Here is a 16,214-nt window from a genome sequence, read left to right as displayed (position 1 = left end):
TGGCCCGTTGCCGGCGCGCCGCCGGCCCGGCGTCAGCGCGGCACCAGCGTGAAGAACGGCATCACCACGCCCATCACCCAGTTCTGCCCGAAATCGAGCGCCGCGCGCCGGTACTTCTCGTCGGCCTGGGCCGCCAGCAGGTCGAGCCGCGCGACCACCTTCGACAACTCGCGGTCGGCCACGAGGTTGCGGCCACGCTCGCTGATCTCGGTCGCCAGCAACAGCGGCTGGCCGTCGGGCCCGGTCTTGGAGGCGATCAGCCACAGCGAGATCTCGAAGTTGCGCGCGGCCCGGTAGCTGTTCTCGGCATTGATGCCGTCGATCATGCTCTGCTCCCAGGTGTCGCCGTTGGCCTGCTTGAGCATCGAGGCCCAGCCCACCACCAGCGCGGCCACGCGGTCGCCCTGGTAGCCCTGCGGCCCGGTGTCGAAGGCCAGGCGGATCGCCTCGATGCCGGTGGCGCCGCGCAGCTCGGGCAGGTCGGGCCCCTGCGTCACGGCGGCCCAGGCGCGCTGGCTGGCGGCGTCCATGTTGGCGGCCGACTTGCGCCACTCGCGCGGATTGCGCCGGTAGAGCGTGGTCTGCACGCGCCGTATCGACTCGAGATTGTCGCGCAGCGAGAGGTTGGCGATGCGGTTGGCGCTCGACTGCAGCCATTCCTGGTTGGCGTAGGGTTCGGCGCGCTGGGTGTTCTGGAACGCGCCGCAGCCGCCGAGCCCGAGCAGGGCACCGGTGCCCGCGAGCAGCCAGGCGCGGCGGTCTTTCAGGGGAGAAACCGAGGATTCGCTCATGCCCTGACGTTATCATCCACGGCTGGGGCGGCGGCCTGCTTCAAGCGGCGGGCCCGTGCAATTTTCCTTACAAATCAATACCTTGGCGTTAATTGTTGACCTGGCCCTCTAGCCGGGGACACATTCACGCAGGACAGGCCGACAAGTCGTGCGTCTCAATTCCATCAAGCTCTCGGGCTTCAAGTCGTTCGCCGAACCCACCAACTTCCTGCTGCCGGGCCAACTGGTCGGGGTGGTCGGGCCCAACGGTTGCGGCAAGTCGAACATCATGGATGCGGTGCGCTGGGTGCTGGGCGAGTCGCGTGCCTCGGAACTGCGTGGCGAGTCGATGCAGGACGTGATCTTCAACGGCACGACCACGCGCAAGCAGGCCAGCCGCTCGAGCGTGGAACTGGTGTTCGACAACGCCGACCACCGCGCCGGCGGCCAGTGGAACCAGTTCGGCGAGATCGCGGTGCGGCGCGTGCTCACGCGCGACGGCACCAGCAGCTACTTCATCAACAACCAGCCGGTGCGCCGGCGCGACGTCCAGGACGTGTTCCTCGGCACCGGCCTGGGCCCGCGCGCCTACGCCATCATCGGCCAGGGCACGATCAGCCGGATCATCGAATCGAAGCCCGAGGAACTGCGCCTGTTCCTCGAGGAGGCCGCGGGCGTCTCGAAGTACAAGGAACGCCGCCGCGAGACCGAGAACCGCCTGGGAGACACGCGCGAGAACCTGACCCGGGTCGAGGACATCCTGCGCGAGCTCAACGCCAACCTCGAGAAGCTCGAGAAGCAGGCCGAGGTGGCCGCGCGCTACAACGCGCTGCAGGGCGACGCCACCAGGAAGCAGCATCAGCTGTGGTTCCTCAAGCGCGCCGAGAGCGAGAGCGACAAGGCGCGCATCAAGGCCGAGTCCGAGAAGGCGATCAACGACCTCGAGTCGCGCACCGCCGACCTGCGCCACATCGAGAACGAACTCGAAACCGTGCGCCAGGCCCACTACGGCGCCGGCGACCTGGTCAACCAGGCCCAGGGCAAGCTCTACGAAGCCAGCGCCGAGGTCGGCCGGCTCGAGGGCGAGATCCGCTTCGTGGTCGAGGGCCGCCAGCGCGTGGAGCAGCGGCTGGTGCAGCTGCGCGAGCAGATCGCGCAGTGGGACAACCGCCGCGTCGAGGCCGAGGCCGAGATCGAGACGCTGGCCGGGCAGGGCGTGGACGCCGAGGAGCAGGCCGTGCTGCTGGCGGCCCAGCTCGAGGAGCACGACGCGCGCATGCCCGAACTCGAGGAAGCGCAGCAGCGGGCGCAGGACCAGGCCAACGCGCAGCGCACGGCCGTGGTGCAGGTGCAGCAGCAGATCCAGGTGCTGGCGGCCGACCAGCGCAACATCGAGGAGCAGTCGCGCCAGCTCAACCAGCGCAGCGAGCGGCTGCGCGCCGACCAGAAGGCGCTGGCCGCGCCCGACGAGGCGAAGCTGGTGGCGATGCAGGAGCAGCTCGAGGCCGCGCAGGAAGCGGCCAGCGAGGCCGATGCGCGGCTGCAGGACCTGCAGGAAGCGGTGCCGCGGCTCGACGACGACCGCCGCACGCGCCAGCAGGCGGTGAACAGCGAGGGTGCGCGCCATGCCGAGCTGTCGGCGCGGCTCGAGGCGCTGCGCGCGCTGCAGGAGAAGGTCAAGACCGACGGCAAGCTCGCGCCCTGGCTGGCCAAGCACGGGCTCGACGGCCTGCAGGGCCTGTGGAGCCGCATCCACATCGAACAGGGCTGGGAGAACGCGCTCGAGTCCGCGCTGCGCGAGCGCCTGGGCGCGCTCGAGGTCAGCCGGCTCGACATGGTCCGCGCCTTCGCCAACGACGCGCCGCCGGCCAAGCTGGCCTTCTACAACCCGCCGGTCGCCGGTGTGCCCGAAGGCGCCGCCAGCCTGCCGCGACTGTCGAGCCTGCTGCGCCTCAACGACGCGGGCCAGCAGGCGCTGCTGGCCGACTGGCTGCACGGCTGCTACACCGCCGCGAGCTTCGAGGAGGCGCTGGCCCAGCGCGGCACGCTGCAGCCCGGCGAGACGATCTACGTGCAGAGCGGCCACGCGGTCAGTTCGCACGGTGTCAACTTCTACGCCCCCGATTCCGAACAGGCCGGCCTGCTGGCGCGCCAGCAGGAGATGGAGAACCTCGACCGCCAGCTGCGTGCCCAGGCGCTGATCAGCGAGGACGCCCGTGCCGCGCTGGTGCGCGCCGAGGCCGCCTATGCCGACGCCGCCCAGCGGCTGGTGTCGGCGCGGCGCGAAGCCGCCGACACGCAGTCGCGCGCGCACGAGCTGCAGGTCGAGACCCTGCGCCTCACGCAGTTGGCCGAACAGACCCGCGCGCGCAGCGAGCAGCTCGCGGCCGACCTCGGCGAGGTCGACGCCCAGCTCGAGGAGCTGCAGGAGCGCCGCATCGCCGCCGAAGGCCGCTTCGAGGAGCTCGACATGCAGCTGGCCGACAGCCAGGAGCGCCATGCCGAGCTCGACGAGCGCGTGATCGAGGCCGGCCGCGCGCTGACCGCCAGCCGCGAGCAGCACCGCAGCCTCGAACGCCAGGCGCAGGAAGCCACCTTCGCGCAGCGCACGCTCGAGGCGCGCCGCGGCGAACTCAACCGATCGATCGAGACCGCCTCGCAGCAAACGGTGGCACTGGCCGACGAGGACGAACGCGCCCGTGGCGAACTGAGCCGGCTGTCGGATGCCGCCGCCCAGGCCGGGCTGCAGGACGCGCTCGCGCTCAAGCTCGAGCGCGAGACCGCGCTGGGCGCCGCGCGCAGCCAGTACGACGACCTCACGCTCAAGCTGCGCGCCAGCGACGAACGCCGGCTGCAGCTCGAGCGCGAACTCGATCCGCTGCGCCAGCGCATCACCGAATTCCAGCTCAAGGAACAGGCCTCGCGCCTGGGCTTCGAGCAGTACGAGCAGCTGCTGGCCGATGCCGGCGCCGACCTCGAGGCCATCGCGCTCTCGATCGAGACCGACAAGGTGCGACTGGCCGGCCTGCAGGGCGAGATCGACCGCCTGAACCGCGAGGTGGTGGCGCTCGGCGCGGTCAACCTCGCGGCGCTCGACGAGCTCGCGGTGGCGAGCGAGCGCAAGGTCTTCCTCGATGCGCAATCGACCGACCTCAACGAGGCGATCACCACGCTCGAGGACGCCATCCGCAAGATCGACGCCGAAACGCGCGACCTGCTCGGCGGCACCTTCAAGACCGTGAACGAGCACTTCAGCCGCATGTTCCCCGAGCTGTTCGGCGGCGGCAACGCCAAGCTGATGATGACCGGCGACGAGATCCTCGATTCCGGCGTGCAGGTGATGGCGCAGCCGCCCGGCAAGAAGAACCAGACCATCCACCTGCTGTCGGGTGGCGAGAAGGCGCTGACCGCGATCGCGCTGGTGTTCGCGATCTTCCAACTCAATCCCGCGCCGTTCTGCCTGCTGGACGAAGTGGATGCGCCGCTGGACGACGCCAACACCGAGCGCTACGCCAAACTCGTGACCGCCATGAGCCGCGAAACCCAGTTCCTCTTCATCAGCCACAACAAGATCGCCATGGAAATGGCCGAGCAACTGATCGGCGTGACCATGCAGGAGCAGGGCGTCTCGCGCATCGTCGCGGTCGACATGGAAGCGGCGGCCTCGATGGTCGAGGCAGCCTGAGGCGCGCGCACCCATGAGCAATCTCACGCTTGCCCTGGCCATCCTCGGTGGCCTCGTCCTCGCGGCCGTGATCGGCTACGACGCCCTGCGCTCGCGCCGCAACGCACCGCGCCAGCCCGATGCCGCCGATGGCGAACCGGCCGATGCGCAGCGCGCACCGTCCGAAGACGGCTACGAGCCGGTGATGCACATCGATCCGCGCCAGGTGCCGACGCACGACCGGCACGAACCGCTGTTCGATCCTGACCTGCCGGCGCCCGGCACGCTGCCGGTGCCCACGGGCGAACGGCGCGGCGGGCTCGATCCGCTGATCGACGTGATCGCGCCGATTTCGCTCGACGGCCTGGCCTCGGGCGATGCCGCGATCGCCGCCATGCCGCCCACGCGCCGCGCGGGCAGCAAGCCGGTCGCCATCGAGGGCCTGAACGAGCACTCGCGCCAATGGGAGCCGCCCGTGCCGGGACAGCGCTACGGCGCGTTCCAGGTCGGCGTGCAGCTGGCCAACCGCACCGGCGCGCTCAACGAGATCGAGTATTCGGAGTTCGTGGTCAAGGCGCAGGCCTTCGCCGACGCGCTGAACGGCGCGCCCGAATTTCCCGAGATGCTCGACGAGGTGGCGCGCGCGCGCGAGCTCGACCAGTTCGCCAGCGCGCACGATGCGCAGCTGGGCTTCGTGCTGCGCGCGCTGCATGCGGCCTGGAGCCCGGGCTACGTGCAGCAGAACGCCGCGCGGCTGGGCTTCGTGGCCGGCATCATCCCGGGCCGCATGGTGCTGCCGACCAGCGAGCTGGGCCTGCCGCCGATCCTCGGCCTGGCCTTCGACACCCAGGCCGCGCTGGCCGACGATCCGGCGCAGTCGGCCATTCGCGAACTGAGCCTGAGCCTTGACGTGCCGCAGGTCGACCGCGGCGAGCAGCCCTTCACGCGCATGCGCGAGATCGCCGCCACGTTGGCGCGCGAGATGGACGGCGTGGTGACCGACAGCGACGGCCAGCTGCTGCGCGACGAGACCATGGACGCCATCGGCGCCGACCTCGAGCAGCTCTACGACACGCTCGACGCGCGCGACCTCGCGGCGGGCTCGCCGCTGGCGCGCCGGCTGTTCAGCTAAACCGCTGCCGCCATGCACAAGGCCGCTCCGCCCGCCATGCAGCGGTCGGGCGGCCGCATCGTTTTTTCGGAAGACACCCCATGACCACGCGCGACGAAGCGGCCCGCGAAGCCGCCGACCTGAGCGAGAAGCTCCACCACAACGCCCATCTCTACTACGTGCTCGACGCGCCCGCGCTGCCTGATGCCGAGTACGACCGGATGTTCCAGCGGCTGCAGGCGATCGAGGCCGAGTTCCCCGAGCTGCGCACGCCCGATTCGCCGACGCAGCGCGTGGGCGGCAAGGTGCTCGACGGCTTCGTCAAGGTGCGCCACAAGGTGCCGATGCTCTCGATCCGCACCGAGACCGACATCACGCCCGGCGGCGCCAGCAGCTTCGACGCGCGCGTGCGGCGCGAGCTCGGCCTGGCCGAGGACGGTCCGCAGATCGCCTACGTCTGCGAGCTCAAGTTCGACGGACTCGCGATGAACCTGCGCTACGAGCACGGCGTGCTGGTGCAGGCCGCCACGCGCGGCGACGGCGAGGTCGGCGAGGAGGTCACGCAGAACATCCGCACCGTGCGCGAGATCCCGCTGCGCTTGAAGGGCAACGCACCGCCGGTGGTCGAGGTGCGCGGCGAGGTCTACATGAAGCGCGCCGACTTCGAGGCGCTCAACGAGCGCCAGCGGCAGAGGATCGCGGCCGGCCAGAAGAACGAGAAGGTGTTCGTGAACCCGCGCAACGCGGCGGCGGGCGCGGTGCGCCAGCTCGACCCCGCGATCGCCGCCGAGCGGCCGCTGAGCTTCTTCGCCTACGGCCTCGGCGAGGTCACGCCGCCGGCCGAGGGCGGGCCCGACTGCCCGACCCAGTTCGACTGGCTGCAGCAGTTCCATGCCTGGGGCTTCCCGGTGGCGATACAGACCGCGCGCGCGACCGGCGCGATCGAGCTGATCGCGTTCCACGAGAACATCGGGCGCCAGCGCGACAGCCTGCCCTACGACATCGACGGCGTGGTCTACAAGGTCGACAGCGTCGAGCTGCAGCGCCAGCTCGGCTTCGTCTCGCGCGAGCCGCGCTGGGCGGTGGCGCACAAGTACCCGGCGCAGGAACAGGTCACCGAGGTGCTCGGCATCGAGGTGCAGGTGGGACGCACCGGCAAGCTGACCCCGGTGGCCAAGCTGGCGCCGGTGTTCGTCGGCGGCGTGACCGTGACCAATGCCACCCTGCACAACGAGGACGAGGCACGCCGCAAGGACGTGCGCGTGGGCGATCGCGTGATCGTGCGCCGCGCGGGCGACGTGATCCCCGAGGTGGTGGGCGTCACGCCCGAGAGCCTGGCGCGGCCCGAGGGCGAGCGCGGCGCCATCTTCACCATGCCGCGCAAGTGCCCGGTCTGCGGCTCGGATGCCGTGCGCGAGGAGGGCGAGGCCGACTACCGCTGCACCGGCGGGCTGTTCTGCGGTGCCCAGCGCAAGGAGGCGATCCTGCATTTCGCGGCGCGGCGCGCGGTCTACGTCGACGGGCTCGGCGACAAGCTGGTCGAGCAGATGGTCGATGCCAACCTGATCCGCACCTTGCCCGATCTCTACAAGCTGGGCTTCACCACGCTGGCGGGGCTGGAGCGCATGGCCGACAAGTCGGCGCAGAACCTGGTCGACGCGCTCGAGGCCTCGAAGAAGACCACGCTGCCGCGCTTCCTGTTCGGCCTGGGCATCCGCCATGTGGGCGAGAGCACCGCCAAGGACCTGGCCAAGCATTTCGGCAAGCTCGACGCGATCATGGACGCGAGCGAGGAACTGCTGCTCGAGGTCAACGACGTCGGCCCGGTGGTGGCGCAGAGCCTGCGCACCTTCTTCGACCAGCCGCACAACCGCGAGGTGGTCGAGCAGTTGCGTGCCTGCGGATTGAATTGGGAGGAGGGCGAGCCCGCGGCGCGCGCGCCCAAGCCGCTGGCGGGACTGACCTTCGTCATCACCGGTACCCTTCCTACGCTGAGCCGCGACGAGGCGAAGGACAAACTGGAATCGGCTGGCGCCAAGGTGGCCGGCTCGGTCAGCAAGAAGACCCACTACCTGGTGGCCGGCGAGGAAGCCGGCAGCAAGCTCGACAAGGCGCGCGAGATCGGCGTCGAGGTGATCGACGAGGCACGTATGCTGGACATACTGGCCAACGGCGTGCCTCCGGCCGCGGAATGAGGAGACCATCTCCTCCTTACCGGCCGTTACGCGACTTCACATCAGCGCAGTCAACAGGGTCTACAAGCTGGGACGTTGAACGAACGCAGAAGGCTGACAAGGAGACCCTCATGCAAAAAACTCGTGTTCTCGGTTTATGCCTCGCGGCCGGCGGCCTCGCGCTGCTCACGGGCTGCGTCGCGGTGCCCGGCGATCCGTACTACAGCGGGGGCTACTCGGATCCCTACTACTCCGACCCGGTGGTGGTGCAGCCCGCGCCTGTCTACATCAACGGCGGGACCTACTACGACCGCCGTCCCTACTACCGCGACCGGCCGTACTACGGCCGCCCCGGCTATCCGTACCCGTCCCGTCCGGGCTGGAACGGCGGTGGACGCCCCGGCTGGAACGGTGGCCGTCCGCCCGCGGGCGTGCCGCCGGTGGCGCTGCCGCGTCCGCAGCCGCAGCGCACCGTGCCGGTCACGCCCGGCACCGGCCGCGGCGTTCCGGGCTCCTTGCCGGGCATGCCCGGCTATGTGCCGCAGAACATTGCGCCGACCCTGCCGGGTCATTGAGACCGAGTGAAGCGGGTGGGCGCGGCGCGCCCGCCTGCGCGGTCCGCGGGCCCTCGCGATAATCCGCGCCATGGCCATCCACGAAATCCTCAAGATGGGCGACCCGCGCCTGCTGCGCATCGCGCAGCCGGTCACCGCCTTCGACACCGACGAACTGCACCTGCTGGTGCGCGACATGTTCGAGACCATGCATGCCGTCAACGGCGCCGGCCTCGCGGCGCCGCAGATCGGCGTCGACCTGCAGCTGGTGATCTTCGGCACCGACGTCGTGAACCCGCGCTATCCCGATGCACCACCGGTGCCGCGCACCGTGCTGCTGAACCCCGTGATCACGCCGATCGGCGAGGCCGAGGAAGAGGGCTGGGAAGGCTGCCTGTCGGTGCCCGGCCTGCGCGGCGTGGTGCCGCGCTTCTCGAACATCCGCTACACGGGCTTCGATCCCTATGGCGATCCGATCGACCGCACGGCCAGCGGCTTCCACGCGCGCGTGGTGCAGCACGAGGTCGACCACCTGCTGGGCAAGCTCTATCCGATGCGGGTGCGCGACTTCGCGCGCTTCGGCTACACCGAGGTCCTGTTCCCGGGCCTCGATGCGGCCGATGACGATTGAGCCGGACTACTTGTTGTTGAGCCCGAAGCGGCCGCCGCCAGTGAACGCGAGCGCGATGGCCGAGAACAGGAACATGCCCTGCAGTTCGAGCGCCCAGCCACCCTGGCCGTTGAGGGCGCCGAGGTCCTTGCGGTGCGCCAGCCAGATCGCCACCAGCATGTTGATCGCCACGATCGCGGCCGCGGGCCGCGTGTACAGGCCGATGATCAGCAGCACCGGCGCGACGATCTCGCCCACGTAGACCAGGTAGGCCAGCACGCTCGGCAGTCCATGCGAGGCCAGCATGCCGCCGATGCCGTCGACGCCCTTGGTCACCTTGGCGATGCCATGCAGCAGGATGAAGATGCCCAGGGCGACGCGAAGAATGAGCTTGCCGGTGTCGTCGGACTTGAACATGGTCGGGGTTCCTCGGTGATGGTTCGAAATGTTGCGAGGGCCGTATGGTAGTGAAGAAACGGCAGGCAGCCGCGCCTGCGTCCTTCGCGTCCACACGGACTTCGCATATGCATCCAACCGCCTGTTCTTTGGCGGCCCGGCGCGCCGCCTCGTACACTGCCTTTTTGCCTCCGCGCAGACACCCCCACCGCAGACCGCGACCCTTGAGGAGAACCCACCCATGACGCCCCGATTCCGATCCGCCTTCGCCCTGGCCGCGGCCGCCGCCGCGCTGGTCGCCGCCGCGCCCGCCTTCGCCGGCAAGACCCTCGACGCGGTCAAGCAGCGCGGCAGCGTCAAGTGCGGCGTGACCAATGGCGTGGCCGGCTTCTCGGCGCCCGACACGCAGGGCAACTGGTCGGGCCTCGACGTCGACACCTGCCGCGCGATCGCCGCGGCCGTGCTCGGCGATGCGAAGAAGGTCGAGTTCGTGCCGCTCAATTCGCAGCAGCGCTTCTCGGCACTGCAGGCCGGCGAGATCGACATCCTCGCGCGCAACACCACCTGGACCTTGACGCGCGACGCCTCGCTGGGCTTCAACTTCACGACCATCACCTACTACGACGGCCAGGGCTTCCTGGTGCCGAAGAAGCTCAAGGTCACGAGCGCCAAGCAACTGAAGAACGCGACCATCTGCACCCAGTCGGGCACCACCAACGAGAAGAACGTCTCCGACTACTTCCGGGCCCAGAACATCCCCGTCAAGACCGTGGTGTTCGAGAGCTTCGAGGCCTCGTTCAAGGCCTTCTTCTCGGGCCGCTGCCAGGCGTTCACGACCGACGCCTCGGCGCTCGCCGGCCTGCGCAACAAGGAAGCGCAGAACCCCGACGACTACCTGATCCTGCCCGAGCTGATCTCCAAGGAACCGCTGGCGCCGCTGGTGCGCCGCGGCGACGACGAATGGTTCGCGATCGCCAAGTGGGTGCCCAACGCGCTGATCGAGGCCGAAGAGGCCGGCATCACCGAGGCCAACGCCGAACAGCTCAAGGCCTCGAGCAAGGACCCCGCGCAGCAGCGCCTGCTGGGCGCCGGTGAAGACCTCGGCAAGCTGCTGGGCCTCGACAAGGACTGGTCCTACCGCGCCATCAAGGCCGTGGGCAACTACGGCGAGATCTTCGAGCGCAACGTCGGACCGAAGTCGGTGCTGAAGCTGCCGCGCGGCTCCAACAACCTCTGGAGCAAGGGCGGCCTGATCTACGCACCGCCGGTGCGATGAGCCTGCGGGCCGCGGGCGGCGCGCGCCGCTCGGCCTGGCTGGCCTGGGCCGTGCAGGTGCTCTTGGTGCTGGCCGTGGTGGCCGGCGCCTTCTGGGTCGTGCACCACGCGCTCGAGGTGCTGCGCGCGCGCGGCGTGCGCTCGGGCTTCGACTTCCTCACCGAGCCCGCGGGCTTCGCGATCAGCGAGGGCTGGCTCGACTTCGAGGCCAGCCAACCCTCGTGGCGCGCCTTCCTCGCCGGCCTCGTCAACACCGTGCGCGCCGCGGTGCCGGCGGTCGTCTTCTCGGTGCTGCTCGGCACCCTGATCGGCATCGGCCGGCTCGCGCCGCACGTGCTGGTGCGCGGCATCTGCACCGCCTACGTCGAGCTGCTGCGCAACGTGCCGCTGCTGGTGCAGCTGCTGATGCTGGCCTTCGTGATGGCCAACCTGCTGCCCGACCCGACCGAGCCGGTGCGGCTGCTGCCGGGCGTGTGGCTCAGCAAGGGCGGCCTCAGCGTGCCGTGGCCGGTGGCGGGCGAGGGCGGCTGGTGGCCCACGCACCTCGAATGGCCCGAGCGCGGCGACTTCGGCGTGAACGGCGGCGCGGCGCTGAGCCCCGAGTACGTGACCATCGTCGCGGGCCTGTCGCTCTACTCGGCCGCCTTCGTGGCCGAGATCGTGCGCGCGGGCATCCTGTCGGTGTCGCAGGGGCAGGTGCTCGCGGGGCAGGCGATGGGCTTCTCGCCGGTGCAGCAGCTGCGCATCGTGATCCTGCCGCAGGCGCTGCGCGTGATCGTGCCGGCGCTCACGAACCAGGTGCTGAGCCTGGTTAAGAACTCCTCGCTCGCGGTGGCGGTCGGCTATCCTGAGCTGGTGTCGGTGGCCAACACCACCATCGGCGCGAACGGCCGCGCCTTCGAATGCATCGCGATCATCATGGCGGTCTACCTGCTGTTGTCGCTCGTGATCTCGCTGGGCATGAACCGCTACAACGCGCGCGTCGCGCTGCGGGGCTGGCGATGAGGGTCGTGCGAGGCCCGATCGCCTGGCGGCACGAACTCTGGGGTTCGCCGCTGCGCACGCTCGCCACGCTGCTGCTCGCGGCGCTGCTGGCCTGGGCCGGCTGGCATCTGGTCGATTGGGCCGTGGTGCACGCGGTGTTCCGTCCAGACGCCGAGGCCTGCCGCGCGGTGCAGCACGGTGCCTGCTGGGGCGTGGTGGCCGAGAAATGGCGGCCGATGCTGTTCGGCCGCTTCCCTTACGAAGACCAGTGGCGTCCCGCGATCGCGGTCGCGCTGCTGTCGGCGGTCACGCTGCTCAGTGCTTGGCCGCGCAGCTGGCGCTGGTGGCTGTTGCCGCTGTGGCTGTTGACGCTCGCGGCCTTCGTGCTGCTGATGCGCGGCGGCGTGTTCGGCTGGAGCCACGTGCCGACCAACCGCTGGGGCGGCCTGCCGCTGACCATCGGGCTCGCGGTGGTGGGGCTGGCGCTGGCCTTTCCGCTCGCGTTGCTGCTGGCGCTCGGGCGCCGCTCGGGCTGGCCGGTGGTGCGCACGCTCTGCGCAAGCTACATCGAGCTGGTGCGCGGCGTGCCGCTGATCTCGGTGCTGTTCATGGCCTCGTTCCTGCTGCCGCTGCTGTGGCCCGCGGGCTGGCAGCCCGACGTGCTGGTGCGCGTGCTGGCCGGGCTGTCGCTGTTCGTGGCCGCCTACCTGGCGGAGATCATCCGCGGCGGCCTGCAGGCCGTGCCGCGCGGCCAGACCGAGGTCGCGATGGCGCTGGGCTTCGGCCGCTGGCCGGTGCAGCGCGACATCGTGCTGCCGCAGGCGCTGCGGCTGGTGGTGCCGGCGCTGACCAACAACGTGGTGGGCACGCTCAAGGACACCTCGCTGGTCACGGTGGTGGGCCTGTTCGAGCTCACGGGTGCGCTCGGCCTGTCGCTCGGCGGCGATCCGACCTGGCGGCCGTTCTACCTCGAGGGCTACCTGTTCATCGCGGCGATCTACTGGCTGCTGTGCTTCGGGCTCTCGCGCTACAGCGTGTGGCTCGAGGGGCGCTTGTCGGCCGTGCCGCGCGTGGTGCCGGCCGAGCCGGCTTGAGGCGTCCTGTACACTCCGGCCCCATGTCGTGTTTCCTCCCCGCCTTCGCATCGAGCGCCGCCCGCATGGGCCGCATGATGCCGTCCGCTTCCGCGCGGACCGGATGGGCAATGGATGCACGAATGATTACCACCATTACCACCGCGGCCACCTGAGCACGCGCAGGTGGCCGTTCCGGCAGCCACCTGGTGATCGCTCTTCCCCCGAACGAATGAAACCCAGCTCTGGCAGCTGGGTTTTTGTTTTTGTCGTTTGGAGAAGCCCATGTACCGCGATCCCGTCCAGTCCCTAGAAACCGTCGTGCCCAGCCAGGCCATGCGAGCGCTGCGCGTGGGCATGATCGGCATCGGCACCGTCGGCTCGGGCACCTTCCGCGTGCTGGCGCGCAACCACGACCAGATCGCCGCGCGCGCCGGCCGCGGCATCGAGCTCGTCATCGTGGCCGCGCGCAACCTCGCGCGCGCCGCGGGCATCGTGGGCGAGGGCGTGGCGCTCACCGACGATGCGATGCGCGTCGCGACCCATCCCGAGCTCGACGTGGTGGTCGAGGTGGCCGGCGGCACCGGCGCGGCGCGCGACTGGGTGCTGGCCGCGATCGCCCACGGCAAGCACGTGGTGACGGCCAACAAGGCGCTCTTGGCCGAGCATGGCGACGAGATCTTCGAGGCCGCGCGCCGCCATGGCGTGGCGGTGGCCTACGAGGGCGCGGTGGCGGTCAGCATCCCGATCGTGAAGGCGTTGCGCGAAGGCCTCGTGGCCAACCGCATCGAATGGGTGGCGGGCATCGTCAACGGCACCACCAACTTCATTCTGAGCAAGATGCGCGACGAGGGCCTGGACTTCGGCGCCGCGCTCGCGCAGGCCCAGGCGCTCGGCTATGCCGAGGCCGACCCGACCTTCGACATCGAGGGCATCGACGCGGCCCACAAGCTCACGCTGCTCGCGGCCAATGCCTTCGGCATGCCGCTGCGTTTCGCCGACGTGCAGGCCGAGGGCATCGCGGCGCTGCAGGGGCTGGACGTGGCCTGCGCCGAGCAACTGGGCTTTCGCGTCAAGCTGCTGGCCGTGGCGCGCCGCCGCGAGGAGGGTGTCGAGCTGCGCGTGCAGCCCGCGCTGGTGCCCGCCGAGCATCTGCTGGCGCATGTGAACGGCTCGATGAACGCGGTGATGGTCAAGGGCGATGCCTCGGGCGTGACGATGTACTACGGCGCCGGTGCCGGCTCGGAACAGACCGCCTCGGCCGTGATCGCCGACCTGGTGGACGTGGCGCGGCTGGCCGGCACCCCGGCCGCGCAGCGCGTGCCGCACCTGGGCTTCCATGCGCATGCGATGAACGCGCTCGAGGTGCTGCCGCGCGCCGCGGTGCGCAGCGCGCACTACCTGCGCTTGCCGGTGCACGCGGCCGGCGGCATCGAGGCCGTGACGGCCTGGCTCGCGGGCCAGCAGGTGCCGGTGCGGCAGGTGACGCTGGCCGCGCCCAGTGCGGCCGGCGCGCAGGTGCTGGTGCTGACCGAGCCGATGGCGCAGGGCGCGCTCGATCTCGCGGTGCATGCGCTGCAGTCGCACCCGGCCGTGGCCGGGCCGGTCGCGACGCTGCGCGTGGAAATGCTGGAAGGCTGAAGCGCGTTCAGGCGGCCCGCGCGGGCAGGCCGCCGGCCGCGCGCGGTGCCTCGTCGTCGAGCTGCCCCAGTGCCAGCGCGGCGGCGCGCGGCCGCCGCGTGACCAGGCTCACCGCCACCACCACCGCCGCGTTGATCGCCATCGCGATCAGCCCGGCCTCCCACTGCGGCAGCGCGGTCGCCCAGAACTTCGCGGCCGGCGGTGCCAGCAGTGCCGCGAAGCCCGCGAGCAGCCCGGCCAGCACGCCGAGCGCGCTGGTGCGCTTCCAGAGGAAGCCGAGAAACACGCCGGGCGCCAGCATGCCGATGGCCGAATAGGCATCGAGCAGGATCTTCACCAGCGAGCCCTTCTGGCTGATCGACAGCCACACGGCGATCGCCGCGAAGCACACCAGCGAGCCGCGCGACAGCGCCAGCGCCGCGCCTTCGCCGAGCGCGGGCCTGAAAGGCCGCACCACGTTGCGCGTGAAGATCGAGCCGGCCGTCAGCAGCAGCAGCGAGCCCGGCGCCAGCGCCAGCAGGAAGCCGGTGCCCGCGAGCAGGCCCACGGTCCAGGCCGGGTAGCGGTCGGACACGAACTGCAGCAGCGCCGCGTTGAGGTTGCCGCCCGGCGGCTGCGTGCCCGCGATCAGCGCCGCGAAGCCCAGCAGGATGATGAAGAAATAGGCCAGCGAGTAGATCGGTTGCCAGATCGCGTTGCGCCGGATCGCGGTGGCGCTGTGCGCCGTGTACGACATCTGGAACAGGTGCGGGAACACCCAGTTGCCCAGCGCGATGTTGATGGCCGAGGTCATGAGCCAGATCGCGGTGGTCGGCGAGCTCGCATCGAGGCCCGGGAAGCTGCCGATGCCCGGGTGCTTCGCTTCGGCCAGCGCGAACAGGTCGAGCAGCGAGGCCGCGCCCACCTTGCTCGCCACCGTCACGCTCAGCAGCACCACGACCAGCACCATCAGCACGTCCTTCACGCCGGCCGCGAAGGCCGCCGAGCGCACGCCGGCCACGAACACGAAGGCGATCATCAACAGGCCCGCGCCGAGGGTGGCTGCCTCGCTCGACACCGCGCCGTCGAGCGTGAGCTGCACGATCAGGCCCAGGCTCACGAGCTGGATCTGCACGTAGACCACCAGCGAGGCGATGCCGACCACGCCGGTGAGCACGCCGAGCCAGGGCGCCTCGTAGCGCGCGGCGAAGAAGTCGGATTGCGTGAGCAGCCGCCCGATGCGCCCCGCGCGCCAGATCTTCGGCATCAGCCAGTAGCCGACCGCATAGCTCATCGAGACCGAGCAGAAGGCCAGGTAGGCCGGCGCGCCCAGCGCCCAGGCATAGCCCGAGATGCCGAGCACCGCGAAGGTGGTGTAGACCTCGCCCGCGTTCATGAACCAGAACAGCAGGGTGCCGAGGCTGCGGCCGCCCACGGCCCATTCGGCCAAGGTGGCGGCGCGCCGCGTGCGGCGGCCATAGGCGATGGCGCCCGCGACCGTGGCGAGCAGGATGGCGAGGACGATCGCGAGCTTCATCGCGCGCTCCCGTGGCCGTCGGTGCCGGCGTCCTGGTGCCGCGCGAGGAAGTCGGCTTCCTCGTCCTCCACGCCATGGCGCGCGTCGAGCCGGAACACCAGCGCGATCGCCACGCTCGTGAGCACGATGCCCGCCATCTGCCAGGCCATCGGGAACGGCAGGCCGAAGGGCCGCAGCGCGATGTCGTTGACCACGGGCGCGAGGCCGGCCTGCCAGACGAAGGGGAAGGCCAGCAGCCATCGGTAGGCGCGGCGGCGCGGAGGCGATGCGATGGAGGAGGGAGACGGGCCGGCCATTCGAAACTCCTGTGAAGTGCTGCTGCACGAGATGGGCGCGGAGTGTGCAGCCAAAGTGCACGAGGCACAAGCGGCGAGCCTTCGGGTTTTCCTTGTGATTCGTGCGCCTTTTCTGGGCATCGAGCCGTCTTGACGTGCACCTTCATGGCA

General features: G+C 70.3%; 12 protein-coding genes and 1 pseudogene. 9 read left to right on the top strand and 4 right to left on the bottom strand.

The window, feature by feature from the left end:
- Positions 1–32 precede the first annotated feature (32 nt).
- Positions 33–791, bottom strand: coding sequence for a hypothetical protein (locus tag INQ48_16560; GenBank protein ID QRF55043.1), 759 nt, complete (start codon positions 789–791; stop codon positions 33–35).
- 148 nt (positions 792–939) lie between these two features.
- Between INQ48_16560 and smc the strand changes: the two genes are divergently transcribed.
- The 5 genes and pseudogenes from smc to INQ48_16535 all read left to right on the top strand — a co-directional run bounded on the left by smc (position 940) and on the right by INQ48_16535 (position 8,904).
- Positions 940–4,455: a chromosome segregation protein SMC gene (smc, locus tag INQ48_16555; protein QRF55042.1), complete on the top strand. Its 3,516-nt coding sequence runs from the start codon at positions 940–942 to the stop codon at positions 4,453–4,455.
- 13 nt (positions 4,456–4,468) lie between these two features.
- Entirely contained in the window at positions 4,469–5,566 is a 1,098-nt protein-coding gene (locus INQ48_16550) for a cell division protein FtsZ (protein QRF55041.1), read from the top strand.
- Positions 5,567–5,646: 80 nt separating this feature from the next.
- Positions 5,647–7,740, top strand: a complete 2,094-nt coding sequence (ligA, locus tag INQ48_16545) for an NAD-dependent DNA ligase LigA (protein ID QRF55040.1) — start codon at positions 5,647–5,649, stop codon at positions 7,738–7,740.
- A gap of 110 nt (positions 7,741–7,850) precedes the next feature.
- A pseudogene (locus tag INQ48_16540) lies at positions 7,851–8,120 on the top strand (hypothetical protein).
- A gap of 244 nt (positions 8,121–8,364) precedes the next feature.
- Positions 8,365–8,904: a peptide deformylase gene (locus INQ48_16535; protein ID QRF55039.1), complete on the top strand. Its 540-nt coding sequence runs from the start codon at positions 8,365–8,367 to the stop codon at positions 8,902–8,904.
- 6 nt (positions 8,905–8,910) lie between these two features.
- On the opposite strand, the gene INQ48_16530 is transcribed toward INQ48_16535, so the two are convergent.
- Positions 8,911–9,300, bottom strand: coding sequence for a DoxX family protein (locus INQ48_16530; protein ID QRF55038.1), 390 nt, complete (start codon positions 9,298–9,300; stop codon positions 8,911–8,913).
- A gap of 220 nt (positions 9,301–9,520) precedes the next feature.
- Here INQ48_16530 and INQ48_16525 point away from each other — a divergent pair, with 220 nt between their 5' ends.
- The 4 genes from INQ48_16525 to INQ48_16510 all read left to right on the top strand — a co-directional run bounded on the left by INQ48_16525 (position 9,521) and on the right by INQ48_16510 (position 14,252).
- Positions 9,521–10,555 carry an amino acid ABC transporter substrate-binding protein gene (locus INQ48_16525; protein QRF55037.1) on the top strand — a complete coding sequence of 345 codons (1,035 nt, stop codon included), beginning with the start codon at positions 9,521–9,523 and terminating at the stop codon, positions 10,553–10,555.
- The gene (locus INQ48_16520; GenBank protein QRF55036.1) at positions 10,552–11,559 is read left to right on the top strand and encodes an ABC transporter permease subunit; all 1,008 of its coding nucleotides are present in this window, start codon (positions 10,552–10,554) and stop codon (positions 11,557–11,559) included. The genes INQ48_16525 and INQ48_16520 overlap by 4 nt, the downstream gene beginning before the upstream one ends.
- Entirely contained in the window at positions 11,556–12,632 is a 1,077-nt protein-coding gene (locus INQ48_16515) for an amino acid ABC transporter permease (GenBank protein ID QRF55035.1), read from the top strand. Before INQ48_16520 ends, INQ48_16515 begins: the two co-directional genes overlap by 4 nt.
- Before the next feature lie 264 nt (positions 12,633–12,896).
- The gene (locus INQ48_16510; protein ID QRF55034.1) at positions 12,897–14,252 is read left to right on the top strand and encodes a homoserine dehydrogenase; all 1,356 of its coding nucleotides are present in this window, start codon (positions 12,897–12,899) and stop codon (positions 14,250–14,252) included.
- Positions 14,253–14,259: 7 nt separating this feature from the next.
- Here the strand turns inward: INQ48_16510 and INQ48_16505 are convergent, their stop codons facing one another.
- Positions 14,260–15,768 carry a sodium:solute symporter family protein gene (locus tag INQ48_16505; GenBank protein QRF55033.1) on the bottom strand — a complete coding sequence of 503 codons (1,509 nt, stop codon included), beginning with the start codon at positions 15,766–15,768 and terminating at the stop codon, positions 14,260–14,262.
- A complete protein-coding gene (locus INQ48_16500; GenBank protein QRF55032.1) occupies positions 15,765–16,064 on the bottom strand; it encodes a DUF3311 domain-containing protein in 300 nt (99 codons plus the stop codon). The genes INQ48_16505 and INQ48_16500 overlap by 4 nt, the downstream gene beginning before the upstream one ends.
- Positions 16,065–16,214: the final 150 nt, after the last annotated feature.

The organism is Variovorax paradoxus (assembly GCA_016806145.1).
In the GTDB taxonomy this organism is placed as follows: Bacteria; Pseudomonadota; Gammaproteobacteria; order Burkholderiales; family Burkholderiaceae_C; genus Variovorax.
This window is presented reverse-complemented; position numbering and strand designations above follow the sequence as displayed.

Excerpts from the sequence above, each read along its gene's own strand:
- INQ48_16560 (QRF55043.1), bottom strand. The coding sequence starts at position 791 with ATGAGCGAATCCTCGGTTTCTCCCCTGAAAGACCGCCGCGCCTGGCTG.
- INQ48_16550 (QRF55041.1), top strand. The coding sequence starts at position 4,469 with ATGAGCAATCTCACGCTTGCCCTGGCCATCCTCGGTGGCCTCGTCCTC.
- ligA (QRF55040.1), top strand. The coding sequence starts at position 5,647 with ATGACCACGCGCGACGAAGCGGCCCGCGAAGCCGCCGACCTGAGCGAG.
- INQ48_16535 (QRF55039.1), top strand. The coding sequence starts at position 8,365 with ATGGCCATCCACGAAATCCTCAAGATGGGCGACCCGCGCCTGCTGCGC.
- INQ48_16530 (QRF55038.1), bottom strand. The coding sequence starts at position 9,300 with ATGTTCAAGTCCGACGACACCGGCAAGCTCATTCTTCGCGTCGCCCTG.
- INQ48_16525 (QRF55037.1), top strand. The coding sequence starts at position 9,521 with ATGACGCCCCGATTCCGATCCGCCTTCGCCCTGGCCGCGGCCGCCGCC.
- INQ48_16520 (QRF55036.1), top strand. The coding sequence starts at position 10,552 with ATGAGCCTGCGGGCCGCGGGCGGCGCGCGCCGCTCGGCCTGGCTGGCC.
- INQ48_16515 (QRF55035.1), top strand. The coding sequence starts at position 11,556 with ATGAGGGTCGTGCGAGGCCCGATCGCCTGGCGGCACGAACTCTGGGGT.
- INQ48_16510 (QRF55034.1), top strand. The coding sequence starts at position 12,897 with ATGTACCGCGATCCCGTCCAGTCCCTAGAAACCGTCGTGCCCAGCCAG.
- INQ48_16505 (QRF55033.1), bottom strand. The coding sequence starts at position 15,768 with ATGAAGCTCGCGATCGTCCTCGCCATCCTGCTCGCCACGGTCGCGGGC.
- INQ48_16500 (QRF55032.1), bottom strand. The coding sequence starts at position 16,064 with ATGGCCGGCCCGTCTCCCTCCTCCATCGCATCGCCTCCGCGCCGCCGC.